Genomic DNA, 16,371 nt, shown 5'->3' with positions numbered 1-16,371 from the left:
CCCTGAACCAATGTGGGAGCGGGCTTGCTCGCGAAAGTGGAGTGTCAGCAAAGATGATTTCGACTGACACGACGCCTTCGCGAGCAAGCCCGCTCCCACAGTGGCTCGGGTGTGAGTCAAACCGGCTGCAACTTCCGCTCGAATACAGACACCCCGTCCAGATCCCGCAACACCACGCTCAACTCCCCGCTCTGCCCATCGATGTTCACCTCGCCAAAAAACTGAAACCCGGCAAACGGCGAGACGTTCTGCGCGGGCGGCGCCTTCTCGAACACCACTTCAGGACCAAAGGTTTTATCCAGCGAGTTCGGTCCAAAGCTACCGGCATTCAGCGGTCCGGCGACGAACTCCCAGAACGGTTCGAAATCCTGAAACGCCGCCCGATCCGGATGGTAATGATGGGCCGCGCAGTAATGCACATCCGCGGTCAGGAACAGGAAATTGCGCACCTGTTGCGCCCGCAGAAAGCCAAGCAATTCTGCGATTTCCAGTTCACGCCCCTGTGCCGGGCCGGGGTCACCGTTGGCCACGGCCTCCCAGCGCGCGACACCAGGGCTGACCTCGCCGTCGGGCACGCCGAGGCCAATGGGCATGTCGGCGGCGATCACTTTCCATTGCGCGTTCGAGGCCTGCATTTCGCGCTTGAGCCAGTCCAGTTGCTCACGCCCGAGGAAAGGTTTTTCAGCGCCCTGATTGTCATCGTTGGGCCCGCGATAACTGCGCATGTCCAGTACAAAAACATCGAGCAGCGGCCCGTAACCAAGCTTGCGATAGATCCGCCCACCGCCATCGGCACTCTGCAAACGCATCGGCGCATATTCAAGCCAGGCCTGGCGTGCGCGGCCCACCAGGCTGTGGATATCTTTGTCCTGGTAACGCGCATCCAGCTGCTTGCCCGGCGACCAGTTGTTCACCACTTCGTGGTCGTCCCACTGCCAGATCTGCGGGACCTCGGCATTGAAACGACGGATGTTTTCGTCCATCAGGTTGTAGCGGTAATTGCCGCGGTACTCATCGAGGGTCTCGGCGACTTTGCTCTTGGCCTCGGTGGTGATGTTGCGCCACACCCGGCCGCCTTCCGTGGTGAGCTCAGCCGGGATCGGGCCGTCGGCGTAAATGGTGTCGCCGCTGTGGATAAAAAAGTCTGGGAAACGCAGGCGCATTGCTTCGTAGATGCGCATGCCGCCAATGTCCGGGTTGATGCCGAAGCCCTGGCCGACGGTGTCGCCGCTCCAGACAAAACGGATGTCACGGCGGGTCTGCGGCACGCTGCGCAAGTGGCCGAACCAGGGCTCGCTGGCGATACCGCTCTGGGCGTCTTCAAACTGCACGCGATAGAAAATCGCCTGACCGGCGGGCAGCCCGGTGAGTTCGACCCGGGCAGTGAAATCGGTGCGCGCATCGGCCAGGGACGAGACGAATCGCCGGGGGTTGGGAAACAGGCTGCGGGTGTCCCACTCCACCACCATCCGCGCAGGGCGGTCGCAGCGGCTCCAGATGATCGCCCGGTCGCCCAACAGGTCGCCGGACTGTACGCCGTCGGTGAGTTGCGGCCGATCCTTGACCGAAGCGATCACCGCCGGCGCCAGCCCCGGCAACAACAGCCCAGCGCCGACCGCTTGCATGACACGACGGCGCCCGAGGTTGAAATCGCTCATGGTGTTCTCCCTGGAAAAGGAAAAACTAAAGCATGACCCTATGACCCTGGCATGACACAAATCTTCCCGACACCACAGATCCCTTGTGGGAGCGGGCTTGCTCGCGAAGGCGTCGTGTCAGCCGAAATACTCATTGCTGACACTCCGCTTTCGCGAGCAAGCCCGCTCCCACAGGGGCAGGTGTCAGGCGGTGACGGGTTCTACCGCCAACTCCACCACCTCCGGCCGTTTCACCAGCGCATACGCCACCGCCGTCAACAGACTCCCCGCCACAATCGCCAACAGGTAGAGCAGCGCATGGTTGATCGCATTCGGGATCGCCAGGACGAACAACCCACCATGGGGCGCCATCAATTTGCAGCCGAAATACATCGACAACGCACCCGTCAGCGCACCGCCGGCGATGCTCGCCGGAATCACCCGTAGCGGATCTTTCGCCGCAAAAGGAATCGCCCCTTCAGAGATAAAGCACAGCCCCAGCACCAGCGCTGCTTTGCCGGCCTCGCGCTCGGTCTGGGCGAACTTGCGTCGGGCAATGAACGTGGCGATGCCCAGGCCGATCGGCGGCACCATGCCCGCGGCCATGGTCGCCGCCATCGGCGCGTAGCTCTGCGACGCCAGCAACCCCACCGAAAACGCATAGGCCGCCTTGTTGATCGGCCCGCCGAGGTCGACGCACATCATGCCGCCCAGCAACACACCGAGCAGAATCGCGTTGGTGGTGCCCATGCTGTCGAGAAAGTTCGTGAGCCCGGCAAGCATCCCGGCGACCGGTTTGCCGACCACGTAGATCATCACCAGACCGGTGAACAGACTCGCCAGCAGCGGGATGATCAGGATCGGCTTGAGCGCCTCAAGACTTTGCGGCAATCGCGCATAACGGTTAATCGCCCTGGCCGCATAACCGGCAAGAAAGCCGGCAATGATCCCGCCGATGAAACCGGCGCCCAAGGTGCTCGCCAGCAGTCCGCCGATCATCCCCGGCGCGAGGCCCGGACGGTCGGCGATGGAATAGGCGATATAGCCTGCCAGCAGCGGCACCATCAGCTTGAACGCGCTGTCGCCACCGATCTGCATCAACGCCGCCGCCAGCGTGCCCTCCTCCTTGAACGCGGTGATGCCGAACACGAACGACAAGGCGATCATCAAGCCGCCGGCCACCACCATCGGCAACATGAAGGACACGCCGGTCAGCAGGTGTTTATAGACGCCCGTCTTCTCCTGTTTGGCCGTTGTTTTGGCAGCGCTCGATGCGCTTTCCTGTTGGCCTTCGGCCAAGGCCTTTTCCAACGTCGCTTCGGCTTGCTTGAGGGCAATGCCGGTGCCGCAGCGATAGATTTTCTTGCCGGCAAAACGCTCGGTGGCGACTTCGATATCGGCCGCCAGCAGCACCACATCGGCCTCGGCAATCGCTTGCGCGCTCAATGGATTGCGCGCGCCGACCGAGCCCTGGGTTTCCACCTGCAGCTCATAGCCCAGGCGCTTGGCCGCTTGCTGCAAGGCTTCGGCGGCCATGAACGTGTGAGCGACACCCGTCGGGCACGCGGTAACGGCCACCAGTCGCGGCGCGTTCTGGACAACCGCCACAGGTTCGATGACGGCCTCTTCGGCGGCGTAAACCTGAGCGTCCTGCGCTCCACGGCGCAGCACGGCTTCCACGTCTTGCAGGGCCTGGGCCGGGGTGCTCTGGAACACCCGCTTGCCGACAAAGCGCGACATTTCCACCGGCGCGCTGGTCACCAGCAGCACCCACTCAGCCGCCTCGAGGGTGGCCGCCGACAGTTGCTTTTCGGGATGCGCGGCATCGGTGACTTCGACACTGGTGCTCCAGCCCTGGCGCTGGGCCGCGGCATCGAGCAGCCGGGCACACAGCACACTGGTGACCATGCCGTTCGGGCAGGCCGTAACGATGGCTAACTTCATGACAATCCCTCTTATTGTTCTGTCAGGGGACGCACGCGCACACCCTGTTCGAGCTGCGCCAGTTGCGCTGCATCGCCAATGCCGAATCCGATCTGGGTCACTGCCATCGCGGCAATCGCCGTGGCGGTGCGCAAGGTCTGCTCCGGCGTATCGGCACTGAGCAAACCGTGGAGCATCCCCGCCAGCAACGAATCACCCGCGCCCACCGTGCTGGCGACGTTGACCCTGGGTGGCGTGGCATGCAGCGCCGAGCCGACGCTGAACCAGTTCACGCCATCGACGCCATGGGAAATCACCACATGCTCGATGCCCTGGGCATGCAAACGCTCCGCCGCCAAGGCCTGGGCACTGACCGACACGACCTCGCAGCCCAGCACCTCGGCCAGCTCTTCAGTGTTGGGTTTGATCAGCCACGGCCCCGCTTTCAGCGCTGCGCGCAATGCCTCGCCGCTGGTGTCGAGAGCGACATTCAGCCCCAGGTTCTTCAAGCGCAAGATCAACGCCTGCAACCATTGCGCACTGACGCCCAACGGCAAGCTTCCGGCGACAACCACCGCATCGTGCCCCGGAGCAATCTGCTCCAGTCGATCCATCAAGGCCTGCTGCGCCGCCTCGCTGACCTGCGGCCCCGGCCCGTTGATGTCGGTGATGCGGCCGTCGCTTTCCGCCAGTTTGATATTGCTGCGGGTTTCGCCCGGAACACGGATGAAGGCATCGACAAAACCGCGTTTGGCGAACAATGTTTCGAACGCTTGCAGGTTGTCTTCGCCAAGAAAGCCACTGACGGTCAGTTGATGCCCGAGGTCCGCCAGCACCTGTGCCACGTTCACGCCTTTGCCCGCCGCGTGGGTGTGCATCACATCGCTACGGTTGACCTGGCCGGCGTCAAGGCGCGGCAACTGGACGGTCAGGTCCAGCGCCGGGTTGAGGGTCAAGGTAAGAATCCGGGACATTACAAGTCCTCCACTAATGCGCGCACTTCATTGGCACTGCCCACGGCCAGCGCCTGTCGGGCAAGGGTTTGAGTCTGAGTGAAGCCCAGTTCGCGAATCCGCGCCTTGACCTCGGCAATGCTGCGCGCCCCGACGCTGAGCTCATCCACTCCGAGGCCGACCAGCACCGGCACCGCCAGCGGGTCGGCCGCCAGCTCGCCGCACACACCGACCCATTTACCGTGAGCATGGGCCGCACGCACGGTGATGTCGATCAGTTGCAGCACCGCCGGATGCAAGCCATCGGCCTGGGCCGACAGCGTCGGATGGCCACGGTCGATGGCCAGGGTGTACTGGGTCAGGTCGTTGGTGCCGACGCTGAAGAAATCGACTTCCTTGGCCAGGACCGGTGCCAGCAATGCCGCCGACGGCACTTCGATCATGATCCCCAGTTGCAGGTCGGCGACCGGGATCTCCTGGCGCAGGCGTTCTGTCATGTCACGGGCCTGGCGCCACTCGTCGACGCTGCCCACCATCGGGAACATGATCCGCAGCGGCCGGTTGTCGGCAGCCCGCAGCAAGGCACGCAGTTGCGCTTCCATGATCTGCGGACGCTGCAAGGTCAGGCGAATGCCGCGCACGCCGAGGAACGGGTTCTCTTCCTTCGCAATCGGCCAGTACGGCAGCGGTTTGTCGCCACCGACATCGAGGGTGCGCACCACCAGCGGCCGCCCGGCCAGACCGTCGAGGACGCGGCGGTACTCGATTTCCTGGGTCGCCTCGTCGGGCGCTTGCGGGTGGGCCATGAAAATCAGTTCGGTGCGCAACAGGCCAATGCCTTCGGCGCCCTGCTCCACCGCACTGGTGACGCCGGCGCTTTCACCAATGTTGGCGAACACTTCGACGGCGTGGCCATCGATGGTCAATGCCGGTTGATGACGCAGTTCAGCAGCCGCCTTCAAGCGTTGCTCGCGGGTATCGCGTTCGGCCGTGGCGCGCTGCAAGGTCGCCGCGTCAGCGTCCACATGCAGACGACCACGCTGGCCATCGAGCAGCAAAGCCGTACCCGGTGCCAGCAGCAACACGCCGGGACCGGCGCCGACCAAGGCCGGAATACCCAGCGCCCGGGCAACAATCGCACTGTGCGCCGTAGCACCACCCCGAGCGGTGAGAATCCCCGCCACGCGAGCCGGGTCGAGACGCGCGACGTCGGACGGGCCGACCTCGTCCATCACCAGAATGTACGGTTGATCCGGTTCGCTCGGGGTTTCGATGCCGCTGAGCTGCATCAACACCCGACGCCCGATGTCGCGCAAGTCGGCCGCACGCTCGGCGAGCAAGGCATCCTGCAACGCTTCCTGTTGCCGAGCCGCCGCTTCAATCACGGCCATCCACGCCGCCTCGGCGCTTTCGCCCTGCTTGAGGCGCGTATCGACCTCATCGGTCAGTTCCGGGTCGTCGAGCATCTCTTGGTGGGTGATGAAGATTTCGCGAATGGCTTTGCTCTTGCTGCGCTCGATCAGGCCCTGGATGTCACGGCGTACCTGCGCGAGGGCGTGCTGGAGGCGCTCGCGCTCGATGCCGGCGGACTCGCCGCGCAACGGGTAATCGATGGTTTGCAGCACCTGAATATGCGCCGGGCCGATGGCGATCCCCGGAGCCGCGGCAATCGCCTGAACCACGCTGCCAGATGACGGGGCGAGGATCACTTCGGCCATATCGGCAACGACTTCACGCGCCTGACTTACCGGCGGCAGCGGTTCGACTTCCTCACCGAGGCCTTCTTCGATGGCGGCCAACAAGGCCGGCAACGCATCCGCCGCAATGCCCGGTTCGGCGATGATTTCCAGGACCTGTCCCCGACGGGCGCCGAGGCTGAGCAACTTGCTCAAGCTCTTTACCGACACCGCACTGTCATGGCCATCGACGATGCGTACGCGGATGTCACCTTCAAAACTCTTTGCCAGTTGCGCGAGGATTTTCGCCGGGCGCGCATGCAAACCGTGGGCGTTGGCCAATGCAATTCGCGCGCTGGGCCAGTCGGCGGGCACTTCACCACCGAGCACTTCGAGGACCTTGCGGCTGCTGGTGGCGCGCCCCAACTCTTGGCCACGCCCTTCGATCAACAACGCGCACAGGCGTTCGAGCAGGGCTTGATGGGCCTCACCGAGGCTGGCCAGGCAGAACAGTCCAGTGAGTGGCTGGCCGAGATAACGCAGCGGTCTGTCCGGGGTGACGAAGGCCAGGCCCGGACGCTTCACCGTCTGTTCGCTGTGCAGCCACCACAGGCCATCGCCCAAGGGCAGCGCTTCAACCTGCTGCAGCACGGCGGAGAAACCGTTGCTCACGCAGTCGGCCTGCCGCAGCAAACGTGCACCACGCCAGACCAGCTCTTCGAAATCTTCGGCCGCCACACCGAGACCGATCATCTGTGCATCCAGCGCCAACTCCTGCGGCGCGCCTTGCAGCAACTTCAGCAAGGCTTCGGCGGAACCGGCGCGACGCAGGGCCTGGCCCAGGTCAGTCTCGCCGAGGGCGCGGGTGAGCAATTGCAACAGGCGCAGATGTTCATCGGATTTGGCGGCGATGCCGATCGCCAGGTAAACGATATGACCATCGCCCCAGTCCACGCCATCGGGGAACTGCATCAGGCGCACACCGGTGGTGAACACCAGGTCGCGGGTTTCGGGCGTACCGTGGGGGATGGCAATACCTTGACCGAGAAAGGTCGAGCCCTGAGCCTCCCGCGTCTGCAAGCCGGCGAGATAACCCTCGGCAACCAGGCCGTCGGCGACCAGATGCCCGGCCAGCAATTGCAGCGCTGCGGACTTATCCACAGCCGATTGGCCCATCGAAATCTGCTCTACAGTGAGCTCGAGCATGCTTTCTCCTTTTTGGCACCTTGGGGCACCAGGTATTGTTTTGAATGAGTCAGCTTAGGCGCTTGGTCATCGCTTTTGGCGGTTTCACGGCAGAACCGGCCAAAGGCGCCTAAAACGTAGAAAATACGCTTGCTGAAACGTTTAATCTATATCGATTGGCACGTTACTCGAAATTGGCCCATCCTTGAAGTCCAACTTGTCGGATGCGTTGCGACAATGGTCGCCTGCCTTAATCGGTTAGGATTGACGAAAATGTCGAGGCAATCTCGAAAAAACAAGGAAACAGCGGGTTGAAACTCAGTGATATCGCCCAGTTGGCCGGTGTGTCCGTCACCACCGCCAGCTATGTCATCAATGGCAAGGCCGAACAACAGCGCATCAGCAGCGCTACCGTCGAACGCGTGCGCGCGGTCGTCGAACAACATGGCTTCACGCCTAACCCACAGGCCGCCGGTTTGCGCAGCCGACACACCCGCACATTGGGGTTCATTCTGCCGGATCTGGAAAACCCCAGTTACGCGCGAATCGCCAAATTGCTGGAACAAGGTGCGCGGGCCCGGGGTTATCAGTTGCTGATCGCCAGTTCCGACGATGCGCCGGACAGCGAACGGCAATTGCTGCAGTTGTTCCGCGCCCGGCGCTGCGACGCACTGATCGTTGCCAGCTGCCTGCCGCCCGGCGACGACAGCTATCGCCAATTGCAGGCCAAGGGCATTCCGATCATCGCCATCGACCGGGTCATGGAACCCGAGCATTTCTGCTCGGTGATCAGTGACGACCGCGAGGCCAGCCTGCAACTGACCCGCAGCCTGCTCGATCCCTTGCCCAAACAGATCGCGCTGATCGGCGCCCGCCCGGAGCTGAGCATCAGCCAGGAACGTTGCGCCGGCTTCAAAGAGGCGCTCGTCGGGTTCAACGGTGAGGTGCTGATTGAAGAAGGCGAATCCTTCAGCCGCGAGTGCGGCAAACAATTGATGGAAGAATTGCTGCAGCGCCTGGGTCATTTGCCCGATGCCCTGGTGACCACATCCTACGTGCTGCTTCAAGGCGTGTTCGATGCGCTGCACGACTTCCCGCTGAAAAACCGCCCGCTGCGCCTCGGCACGTTCGGCGACACTCAGTTGCTGGACTTCCTGCCGCTGCCGGTCAACGCCATGGCCCAGCAGCACCAGCTGATTGCCGACAAAGCCCTCGCGCTGGCCCTGGCAGCCATCGAGCAGTCGGATTACCGGCCCGGTGTGCAAGCCATTGCGCGCACGTTCAAGCAGCGTATTCGCCAGGACTGAACCGTGGAGCTGATCGACACCCACACCCATCTGGATTTTCCGGACTTCGACGCCGACCGTCAGGCGCTGCTGGCCGAAAGCCGCGCCCTCGGGGTGCGGCGGATCGTGGTGCTGGGGGTTTATCAGGCCAATTGGCAGCGGGTCTGGGAGCTGGTGCAAAACGATCCCGACCAGCATGCGGCGTTCGGATTGCACCCGGTGTATCTGGACGATCATCGCCCTGAAGACTTGAGCGAACTCGGCGATTGGCTGACCCGCCTGGCTGGCCATCGGCAACTGTGTGCCGTCGGCGAGATCGGCCTGGACTACTTCATCGAAAACCTGGACCGCGACCGCCAGCAGGCGTTGTTCGAGGCGCAATTGCAACTGGCGGCGGACTTCAATCTTCCAGCACTGATCCATGTGCGGCGTAGCCATGCGGCGGTGATTGCCACGCTCAAACGGTTTCGCCTGAAACGGGCCGGCATCATCCACGCCTTTGCTGGCAGCCAGGAAGAAGCCCGGGAATACATCAAGCTGGGTTTCAAACTCGGCCTGGGCGGCGCCGCGACCTGGCCTCAAGCACTGCGCATGCACCGAGTGCTGGCCAAGCTACCGCTGGATTCTGTGGTGCTGGAAACCGACTCCCCGGACATGGCGCCCGTCATGTTCCCCGGCCAACGCAACAGCCCCGCGCATCTGCCCGCGATCTGCGCGGCACTGGCCGACATCATGGCGATCAGCCCCGAGCAATTGGCTGCGGCCAGTACGGCCAATGCCTGCGAGTTGTTCAACTGGTGAATCAAATCCTGTGGTATCAGGCGACCGCTACACCCGAAACGCGCTGATCAACTGTTTCAACTCCACGACCTGGGCCGACAACGCCCGGCTGGCATCTTCGGTCTGATGCGCACCTTCAGCGGTGCGCTCGCCGGCGCGATTGATCTCGACGATGTTCTGGTCGATGTCGTGGGCCACGGCGGTTTGTTGCTCCACTGCGGCGGCAATCTGCTGGTTCTGGTCGACGATCATGCCGACCGCTCCCAAGATGTTTTCCAGCGCCCGCTGGACCTTTTCCGACTGCCCGACCGTGCCATTGGCCATTTCATGGCTGGTGCCCATGGCCTTGACCGCCGCACCGACACCGCCATGGAGCTTGGCGATCATCTGCTCGATTTCTTCGGTCGACTGCTGGGTTCGTTTGGCCAGGGTCCGGACTTCGTCGGCTACCACGGCGAAACCACGGCCCTGCTCACCGGCCCGTGCCGCCTCGATGGCGGCATTGAGCGCCAGCAGGTTGGTCTGCTCGGCGATGCTCTTGATCACTTCGAGCACACGGCTGATGGACTGGCTGTCGCTGGCCAGTTGGTTGATCACCAGTACCGATTGATCGATCTCGCTGGCCAGCGCGGCAATGCTGCCTTGCTGCGACTCCACCAGGCCACGACCACTGATGGTCTCATCGTTGACACTGTGGGCACTGCTCACCGCCGCGGCGGCACTGCGCGCCACTTCCTGGGAAGTGGCCGACATCTGGTTCATCGCCGTGGCCACTTGTTCGATCTGCGTGCGCTGCCCGGCGACGGCCTGGTTGCTTTGCGCGGAAACGCTTTCCACCTGGCCGGCCTGACGCTCGACTTCGCTGACGGTCTGCCCCACCCGCTCGATCAGGTCATGGATCTTTTTCACCGTGCCGTTGAACACTTCGCCCAGCTCCCCCAGCTCATCGCGGCTGTGGGCGCTGAAGGTCACGGTCATGTCGCCGGCCGCCACCTTGTCCATCACCGCGCCCAGGCGCTTGAGCGTGGTGCGGGTCGAGGCATAGAAAGCGCCGTAGAGATAAAAGATCAACACAAAGACGACTGACAGCGCCACGGCCTGCAAGACCATGTGCGTGCGATTCTGCTCAAGTCGCTGCTGCAATTGCGGGCCGAGATACTTCAGGACCGCTTCGTTGAGTTGGTAGGTCTGGTCCATCAGGACGCTGACCTGATCGTAAAAGCCCTGCCACGGCGCGTCGAGGGTATCAGCCATGACCACTTGTTCTTCGAACAGCTCGCTGGCTTTCTTCAAGGATGCCCGGCTGCTATCGGCCTGAGTGGCCAGGGTCTCACGCGCAGCGTTGCTGGAACCCAGGGCATCCTGCAACTTCAGGCCATACTCGGCCTGGAGCTTTTCAATCTGCGCCAGCAATTCATCGAAACGGGTACTCGAAGCCGAGTTGATGAACCCCTGTCCCAACGAATAAGACCCCATTGCCCGACCTTCGCCCAGGATCTGGGTGACCCGTGGCGTGACGAGGGTGACGAGCTCGCTCAACTGGCGCATGTCGCTCTGGTTGTCGCGACTGAGGCCGGACTGGCTGGTGATGAGCTGGCTGAAAATCTGCGCGCTGCCCACCAGCTTGCCGATCAAGGCACTTTTGCTTTGCAGGGAATTTTCCGTTTGCTGGGCCTTGAACGCGGCGATCATTTCATCGCGTTTGCCATCAAACACCGCAACCTGCTCCGGGTCGCTGGTCATCGCCGTCAGCCCTTGCAGGCGAGTCAGAATATTCTGCTCAAGGGCGCTGATTTTCGACTCGACGTTGCCGGCCTTGCCGGATTGGCCGAGGCTGACATTGATCTGCACCAGGTTGTTCAGGGTTTCCAGATCGCGCCGCAACGTCAGGCTGCTGCCCAACAGGTCGAGACTTTGCAGTTCGATGCGCGTGCCCTGGAATTCGCGGTAGGAGTCACGCACCAGATAGAAGTTGGTCACCAGCATCGGCACCAGGAACAGTACGCTGATCAGGCTGAACTTCATACCGAAGCTCAGACGGTTCATCAGTGCGACAGCGGGATAGAGCAAGCTCTTCACTGGATGTCTCCCTTCAGTTTCTTATTTTTTTTATTGGCAGGCGCAGACAGAAAGCAGATAGCCACTATTCGACGCTATCTCTGTATAACTTAAATCGGCAGGAGGTTTTGTAACTTAAGGTTAACGACAGAAGTCCGCGAGCGATACGAAGCGAACTCGATGTGGCGAGGGGCTTGCCCCCTCGCCACAATGGCTCAGACAGCCGGGTTAATGCAGGACCGTCCACAACGCAAACCCGGCATACCAGAGCACCGCCGCACGCAGCAGCAGCGCCCAGATGCGGTCCAGATTGTTGATACCTTCCGCGCCGGTCACCGGCGCCGGAATTTCACCGGCCACCAGCCCGACTTTCACGATCAATTGCGCGGCGCTGATGTTCCAGTTCAGCAGCTCATGCAGCATCACCCGACTGACCGCGACAAAATTGCCGACCAACGCCAGGCTCGCGGCCAGCAGACGCACCGGCAACCAGTCGAAGGCGTGACGCAGTTGCCCGGCGCGCTCGACCACTGCAGGGTTTTTCCCGTGCTCTTCGGCCAGCGCCAGCAACCGATAACTCAGCGCCGCAACCGGACCCAACAGGAAGTACCAGAAAATCACCGCGAAAAAGCTCTGGTAGGCCTCCCACAGCAAATGCCCTTCGACCTGCTCCAGCAGCTGCTCGCCATTGTCTGCGCAGATATCCAGATCGCGCTGGGCGACATGGGCCGCCGCTTGCAGGTCCTCCCGACGCCAGGCATCGCGGAACGGCCCGAGATCGCCCAGTAGATCACCGCGCCCCAGGCTGTAGATGACTACCAGCATATGGATCGGCAACGCCAGCAAGCCGTAGGCCACTGGCTCGATGACGACCAGCAGCAACCCCAGCAACGCCACCGGCAACAAGACCAGTATCGACAGCACCAGCCATGGTCGGTTTGAAAATCGCGGGCTGGCCTCAAGCTTGTTCAGCTCGTGTGTCCAGCCATTGTCACGCTGAACCCGATGGCGCAGGGCCGAGAACTTCTCGATCCACACCGCCAACAGCAACACCAGAAAACTCATCGTCCTTCCTCTTGTGCCAGGGCGGCACGATAGCGTGCCCAGTCGAACGCCGGCCCTGGATCGGTTTTGCGCCCCGGTGCAATGTCGCTGTGCCCGCAGATGCGCTCTGTGGTGATTGCCGTGAACGCCTGTTGCAACTGGCGCGTCAGGGCTGTCAACGCGTGGTATTGCGCGTCGGTGAATGGCAGATCATCCGTGCCTTCGAGCTCGATGCCCACGGAAAAATCGTTACAGGTTTCCCGCCCCTCGAAGCTCGAGACGCCCGCATGCCACGCACGCTCAAGGCACGAAACAAACTGGGTAACGGTACCGTCACGTTCGATCAGAAAGTGCGCCGACACCCGCAAGTCCACGATCCCTTCAAAATAGGGATGTTCGGTGACATCCAGACGATTCTGGAAAAACTCCTGCACCTTGCCGGTGGCGAACTGCGCCGGCGGCAGGCTGATGTTGTGGATCACCAGCAGGGAAATTTCGCCTGTGGGGCGCGCATTGAAGTTGGGAGAGGGGCAGACATGCACACCCTGAATCCAACCGCTCGCGGGGTCCAACTGCATACCGATTCCTTCAACGTCGACTGTATTGGCACAGTATGCCGCGATAATCCCCCAGGACGCGATCACTTGCCGCGTTTGAGGTTGCCGATCTCAAACAGGCGTATGTTCGGAATCGACAGCCAACGCCGGTAACGTCAGGGATTCGACCAAATACAGGTGCCAGCGCAAACGTAACGCTCTGATGCCTTGGGTTGGTCGGTGCCATGGCCCTATAATCGAGCCACTTTGTTTGTGGAGTCCGTTATGCCGAATCTACGTCTCGCCGATCTGACCGCCGAAATCGAAGCCAACGTGCGCCGTGCGCTGCATGAAGACATCGGCAGCGGCGATATCACCGCGCAGTTGATCCCGGCTGAACGCCTGGCCAAAGCCACCATCATTACCCGCGACGCGGCCGTCATCAGCGGCACCGCCTGGGTGGATAACGTGTTTCGGCAACTGGACCCGCGGGTGGCGGTGCACTGGCAGGTTGCCGACGGTGAACGGGTGACGCCCAATCAGGTGCTGTTCCACCTCGAAGGCCCTGCGCGGTCACTGCTGACCGGCGAACGCAGCGCCCTGAACTTCCTGCAACTGCTCTCCGGCGTGGCGACCCGCGCGCAATACCTGGCGGACTTCGTGGCCGAGACTCAGGTCAAGCTGCTCGACACCCGCAAAACACTGCCGGGGCTGCGCCTGGCGCAAAAGTACGCCGTGACCTGCGGCGGTTGCCATAACCACCGCATCGGCCTGTATGACGCCTTCCTGATCAAGGAAAACCACATCGCCGCCAGCGGCGGCATCGCGCAGGCCATTGCCGCTGCGCACAAGATCGCTCCGGGCAAACCGGTCGAGATTGAAGTGGAAAGCCTGGATGAACTCAAGGAAGCGCTGGCGGCCGGTGCCGACATCATCATGCTCGACGAACTGAGCCTGGACGACATGCGTGAAGCCGTGCGCCTGAATGCCGGCAAGGCCAAGCTGGAGGCCAGCGGCGGGATCAACGAAAGTACGTTGCTGCCAATTGCACAGACCGGGGTGGATTACATTTCGATCGGTGCGATGACCAAGGATGTGAAGGCGGTCGATCTGTCGATGCGACTGAGTCTCTGATCACACGTATGTGAGTTGCCAAAACTGTAGGAGCGAGCTTGCTCGCGATGTACCTGAGAGCGCCATGTTTAACCAGTAAACACGCGTTATCGTTAACGACCATCGCGAGCAAGCTCGCTCCTACATGAGTGTCAGACCACCAGATTGTTCATCTCACAGTACTCTTCCCACTCGACGCCCAACACCTCGGCAGCTTCCTTGTGCAGTTTCAGGCGTTCGGTCTCGTATTCTTCCGGGGTTGATGTGTACTTGAGCGTCAGTTCCCACGGTTGCAAGCCCTGGGCTTCGGCTTCATCCTCGAACGCCCACTGGATCTGGTCTTTCTGATCGTCGGCGGACAAGTCCTTGATCTCGTCCATCAACTCGGGGGCATCCAGCACATACTTCTTCAGCGCTTCTTCGTGTCGGGCTTCCTGGGTCATCTCTTTAACAGTCATGGCGTTCTCGCTGATCTGGGAATGGAAGATGGATCTGGATCTTCAAGGATCTCTCTGACACAAAAAACCGGATCAAGCCCGGTTTATCTGGCCTTCAGAACCATTCTGGATCATCTGAAAACTGCTGGGCGTTGCTCAGGCAGACTCCGAATATAGGACGTTTGGCTGAGGATTTACACGTCTCTTTACATCTCCCCACAAAAAGTTGTGCACACGATGTTTTGATGACGGCGGGAACATAAATTCAAACAGCGATCAGGACCGCGAACTCGAGAACCTCAAGCGCACCGTCGAGAACCTGAGCAGAAAGGTGAAACAAGCGAGGGGGATATGGTGCCAGACAGGAACCGCGTTCAGAGCAAAACCACCAGTCTTTGCTGGCCGAAACCAGCGACAAGCAAAGACACCGTACTAACCAGTGTACTGTTCAGCGCTCGCTGGGCATTCAGAACCAACCCAAAAATCCTACTTCTCGCGATCGTATCCGAAATCACACATTGTTGTGCAATCGGATAGAATCCGCACCATCAGATACTGGTACGCCAGTGCATGGAAGCATTACCACCTCAAGGACAGATGATGAAAGCATCAATCCCGGCACTCACGTCGCTGCGGTTCTTTGCCGCCGCGATGATTGTGATACAGCACTCGGCCAGCTATTTCCACATTTGGGAAGATTTCACTAAGACGTTCACCCTAATTCAAGGGGTGACGTTTTTCTTCGTTCTGTCCGGATTCATCCTGACCTATGCCCATAGCAACCTTTCCGGTGCAGGCAACGCCGCGAAATTCATGTGGGCTAGAATTGCGAGGGTGTGGCCCGCGCACATTTTTACGATGGGGCTTTTATATGTCCTGTGGGTCTACCCATTCGCGACAGGCCTTGTGGTCACTGCCGAGCAAACAATCCTGAATGCCACGCTGACCCAGGCATGGAGTCCATGGCCTTCTGACTTTTTCGCTTTCAATGGTGTGGCCTGGACGCTTTCCGTCGAGATGTTTTTCTACGCGATGTTCCCGCTACTGATCATGAATTTCTCGAAGACCTGGCACATCAAGTTGGCGCTGTCGTTTGCACTGGCGATGGCTGCGGTGTTCATCGCAGTAACCACCAATGCACCTGCGTACGGCGCCGGGGACGTTGTGACCACTGCTTCTTGGGTTTACATTTGGCCACCTGCCCGCCTATTTGAATTTGTTCTTGGCATGGTTGCCGGTAAGGCGTTCCTTGTGTACGGGCACAGGGTTAGGGAGTCCGGAGTACAGTCATTTGGTTTGGCGGCCCTATTGTTAATTCTCGCCGGTTCCTACTTCATGCCTGCACTTGGCTGGGCGCTTGCTGGTCACGATCTAATCGGCCCCGCTCTAAAAGGATGGATCACTGTTAGTTCATCGTCCATTTTCTACGCGGTCGGGTTATTCCTGCTGGCATCCAGCACCGGGATGGTTACGTCCATCTTGAGCTGGCGGCCACTTGTGCTGCTGGGAGAGATCAGCTTTTCCATATACCTGATCCACCAGATAATTATTCGATCATTGATGATCAACCCATCTTGGACAGATGGCATTGATCCGGTTGCTGTCATGGTCGGCTACTGGATTGTCACCATTGCCGCTTCATATTTGCTGTGGATGCTGATCGAGAAGCCATGCCAGCGCATGATGCTGAAGCTGATCAGGCGAAAACCGAGCGTAAGCCACGAACCACAGAAGGCGTAACTG

At 60.9% G+C, this 16,371-nt stretch carries 12 protein-coding genes; 4 read left to right on the top strand and 8 right to left on the bottom strand.

What is annotated here, in order from left to right; translation table 11 throughout:
• Window positions 1-116: 116 nt before the first annotated feature.
• The 4 genes from PspS34_RS03735 to ptsP form a co-directional block, all read right to left on the bottom strand.
• On the bottom strand, window positions 117-1,658 hold the full coding sequence (locus tag PspS34_RS03735) for an alkaline phosphatase D family protein (RefSeq protein WP_154861574.1): 1,542 nt from the start codon (window positions 1,656-1,658) through the stop codon (window positions 117-119).
• 183 nt (window positions 1,659-1,841) lie between these two features.
• The gene (locus tag PspS34_RS03730; protein WP_154861573.1) at window positions 1,842-3,581 is read right to left on the bottom strand and encodes a PTS fructose-like transporter subunit IIB; all 1,740 of its coding nucleotides are present in this window, start codon (window positions 3,579-3,581) and stop codon (window positions 1,842-1,844) included.
• Between the two features lie 11 nt (window positions 3,582-3,592).
• Window positions 3,593-4,534 (bottom strand): 1-phosphofructokinase, encoded by a 942-nt coding sequence (gene pfkB, locus PspS34_RS03725; RefSeq protein WP_154861572.1) that lies wholly within the window; start codon window positions 4,532-4,534, stop codon window positions 3,593-3,595.
• The gene (gene ptsP, locus PspS34_RS03720; RefSeq protein ID WP_154861571.1) at window positions 4,534-7,395 is read right to left on the bottom strand and encodes a phosphoenolpyruvate--protein phosphotransferase; all 2,862 of its coding nucleotides are present in this window, start codon (window positions 7,393-7,395) and stop codon (window positions 4,534-4,536) included. The genes pfkB and ptsP overlap by 1 nt, the downstream gene beginning before the upstream one ends.
• Before the next feature lie 290 nt (window positions 7,396-7,685).
• Between ptsP and cra the strand changes: the two genes are divergently transcribed.
• Window positions 7,686-8,681: a catabolite repressor/activator gene (gene cra / locus PspS34_RS03715; RefSeq protein WP_150812831.1), complete on the top strand. Its 996-nt coding sequence runs from the start codon at window positions 7,686-7,688 to the stop codon at window positions 8,679-8,681.
• Between the two features lie 3 nt (window positions 8,682-8,684).
• Window positions 8,685-9,461 (top strand): TatD family hydrolase, encoded by a 777-nt coding sequence (locus tag PspS34_RS03710; RefSeq protein WP_154861570.1) that lies wholly within the window; start codon window positions 8,685-8,687, stop codon window positions 9,459-9,461.
• Window positions 9,462-9,488: 27 nt separating this feature from the next.
• Here the strand turns inward: PspS34_RS03710 and PspS34_RS03705 are convergent, their stop codons facing one another.
• The 3 genes from PspS34_RS03705 to ampD all read right to left on the bottom strand — a co-directional run bounded on the left by PspS34_RS03705 (window position 9,489) and on the right by ampD (window position 13,120).
• The gene (locus PspS34_RS03705; RefSeq protein WP_154861569.1) at window positions 9,489-11,519 is read right to left on the bottom strand and encodes a methyl-accepting chemotaxis protein; all 2,031 of its coding nucleotides are present in this window, start codon (window positions 11,517-11,519) and stop codon (window positions 9,489-9,491) included.
• A 207-nt stretch (window positions 11,520-11,726) separates the two neighbouring features.
• Window positions 11,727-12,563 carry a regulatory signaling modulator protein AmpE gene (gene ampE / locus PspS34_RS03700; protein ID WP_057716469.1) on the bottom strand — a complete coding sequence of 279 codons (837 nt, stop codon included), beginning with the start codon at window positions 12,561-12,563 and terminating at the stop codon, window positions 11,727-11,729.
• Window positions 12,560-13,120, bottom strand: coding sequence for a 1,6-anhydro-N-acetylmuramyl-L-alanine amidase AmpD (ampD, locus tag PspS34_RS03695; RefSeq protein WP_057716470.1), 561 nt, complete (start codon window positions 13,118-13,120; stop codon window positions 12,560-12,562). Before ampD ends, ampE begins: the two co-directional genes overlap by 4 nt.
• A gap of 243 nt (window positions 13,121-13,363) precedes the next feature.
• Between ampD and nadC the strand changes: the two genes are divergently transcribed.
• Entirely contained in the window at window positions 13,364-14,212 is an 849-nt protein-coding gene (gene nadC / locus PspS34_RS03690) for a carboxylating nicotinate-nucleotide diphosphorylase (RefSeq protein WP_057716471.1), read from the top strand.
• 131 nt (window positions 14,213-14,343) lie between these two features.
• On the opposite strand, the gene PspS34_RS03685 is transcribed toward nadC, so the two are convergent.
• Window positions 14,344-14,649, bottom strand: a complete 306-nt coding sequence (locus PspS34_RS03685; protein WP_090453044.1) for a DUF6388 family protein — start codon at window positions 14,647-14,649, stop codon at window positions 14,344-14,346.
• 549 nt (window positions 14,650-15,198) lie between these two features.
• On the opposite strand from PspS34_RS03685, the gene PspS34_RS03680 reads away from it, so the two are divergent.
• Window positions 15,199-16,368 carry an acyltransferase gene (locus PspS34_RS03680; protein WP_154861567.1) on the top strand — a complete coding sequence of 390 codons (1,170 nt, stop codon included), beginning with the start codon at window positions 15,199-15,201 and terminating at the stop codon, window positions 16,366-16,368.
• Window positions 16,369-16,371 lie beyond the last annotated feature (3 nt).

The organism is Pseudomonas sp. S34 (assembly GCF_009866745.1).
GTDB classification, from domain to species: Bacteria; Pseudomonadota; Gammaproteobacteria; order Pseudomonadales; family Pseudomonadaceae; genus Aquipseudomonas; species Aquipseudomonas jessenii.
This window is presented reverse-complemented; position numbering and strand designations above follow the sequence as displayed.

What these genes read in the sequence shown, in the direction of transcription:
- pfkB (WP_154861572.1), bottom strand. Translation starts at nt 4,534, where the DNA reads ATGTCCCGGATTCTTACCTTGACCCTCAACCCGGCGCTGGACCTGACC.
- ptsP (WP_154861571.1), bottom strand. Translation starts at nt 7,395, where the DNA reads ATGCTCGAGCTCACTGTAGAGCAGATTTCGATGGGCCAATCGGCTGTG.
- nadC (WP_057716471.1), top strand. Translation starts at nt 13,364, where the DNA reads ATGCCGAATCTACGTCTCGCCGATCTGACCGCCGAAATCGAAGCCAAC.
- ampE (WP_057716469.1), bottom strand. Translation starts at nt 12,563, where the DNA reads ATGAGTTTTCTGGTGTTGCTGTTGGCGGTGTGGATCGAGAAGTTCTCG.
- PspS34_RS03730 (WP_154861573.1), bottom strand. Translation starts at nt 3,581, where the DNA reads ATGAAGTTAGCCATCGTTACGGCCTGCCCGAACGGCATGGTCACCAGT.
- PspS34_RS03735 (WP_154861574.1), bottom strand. Translation starts at nt 1,658, where the DNA reads ATGAGCGATTTCAACCTCGGGCGCCGTCGTGTCATGCAAGCGGTCGGC.
- PspS34_RS03685 (WP_090453044.1), bottom strand. Translation starts at nt 14,649, where the DNA reads ATGACTGTTAAAGAGATGACCCAGGAAGCCCGACACGAAGAAGCGCTG.
- PspS34_RS03680 (WP_154861567.1), top strand. Translation starts at nt 15,199, where the DNA reads ATGGAAGCATTACCACCTCAAGGACAGATGATGAAAGCATCAATCCCG.
- ampD (WP_057716470.1), bottom strand. Translation starts at nt 13,120, where the DNA reads ATGCAGTTGGACCCCGCGAGCGGTTGGATTCAGGGTGTGCATGTCTGC.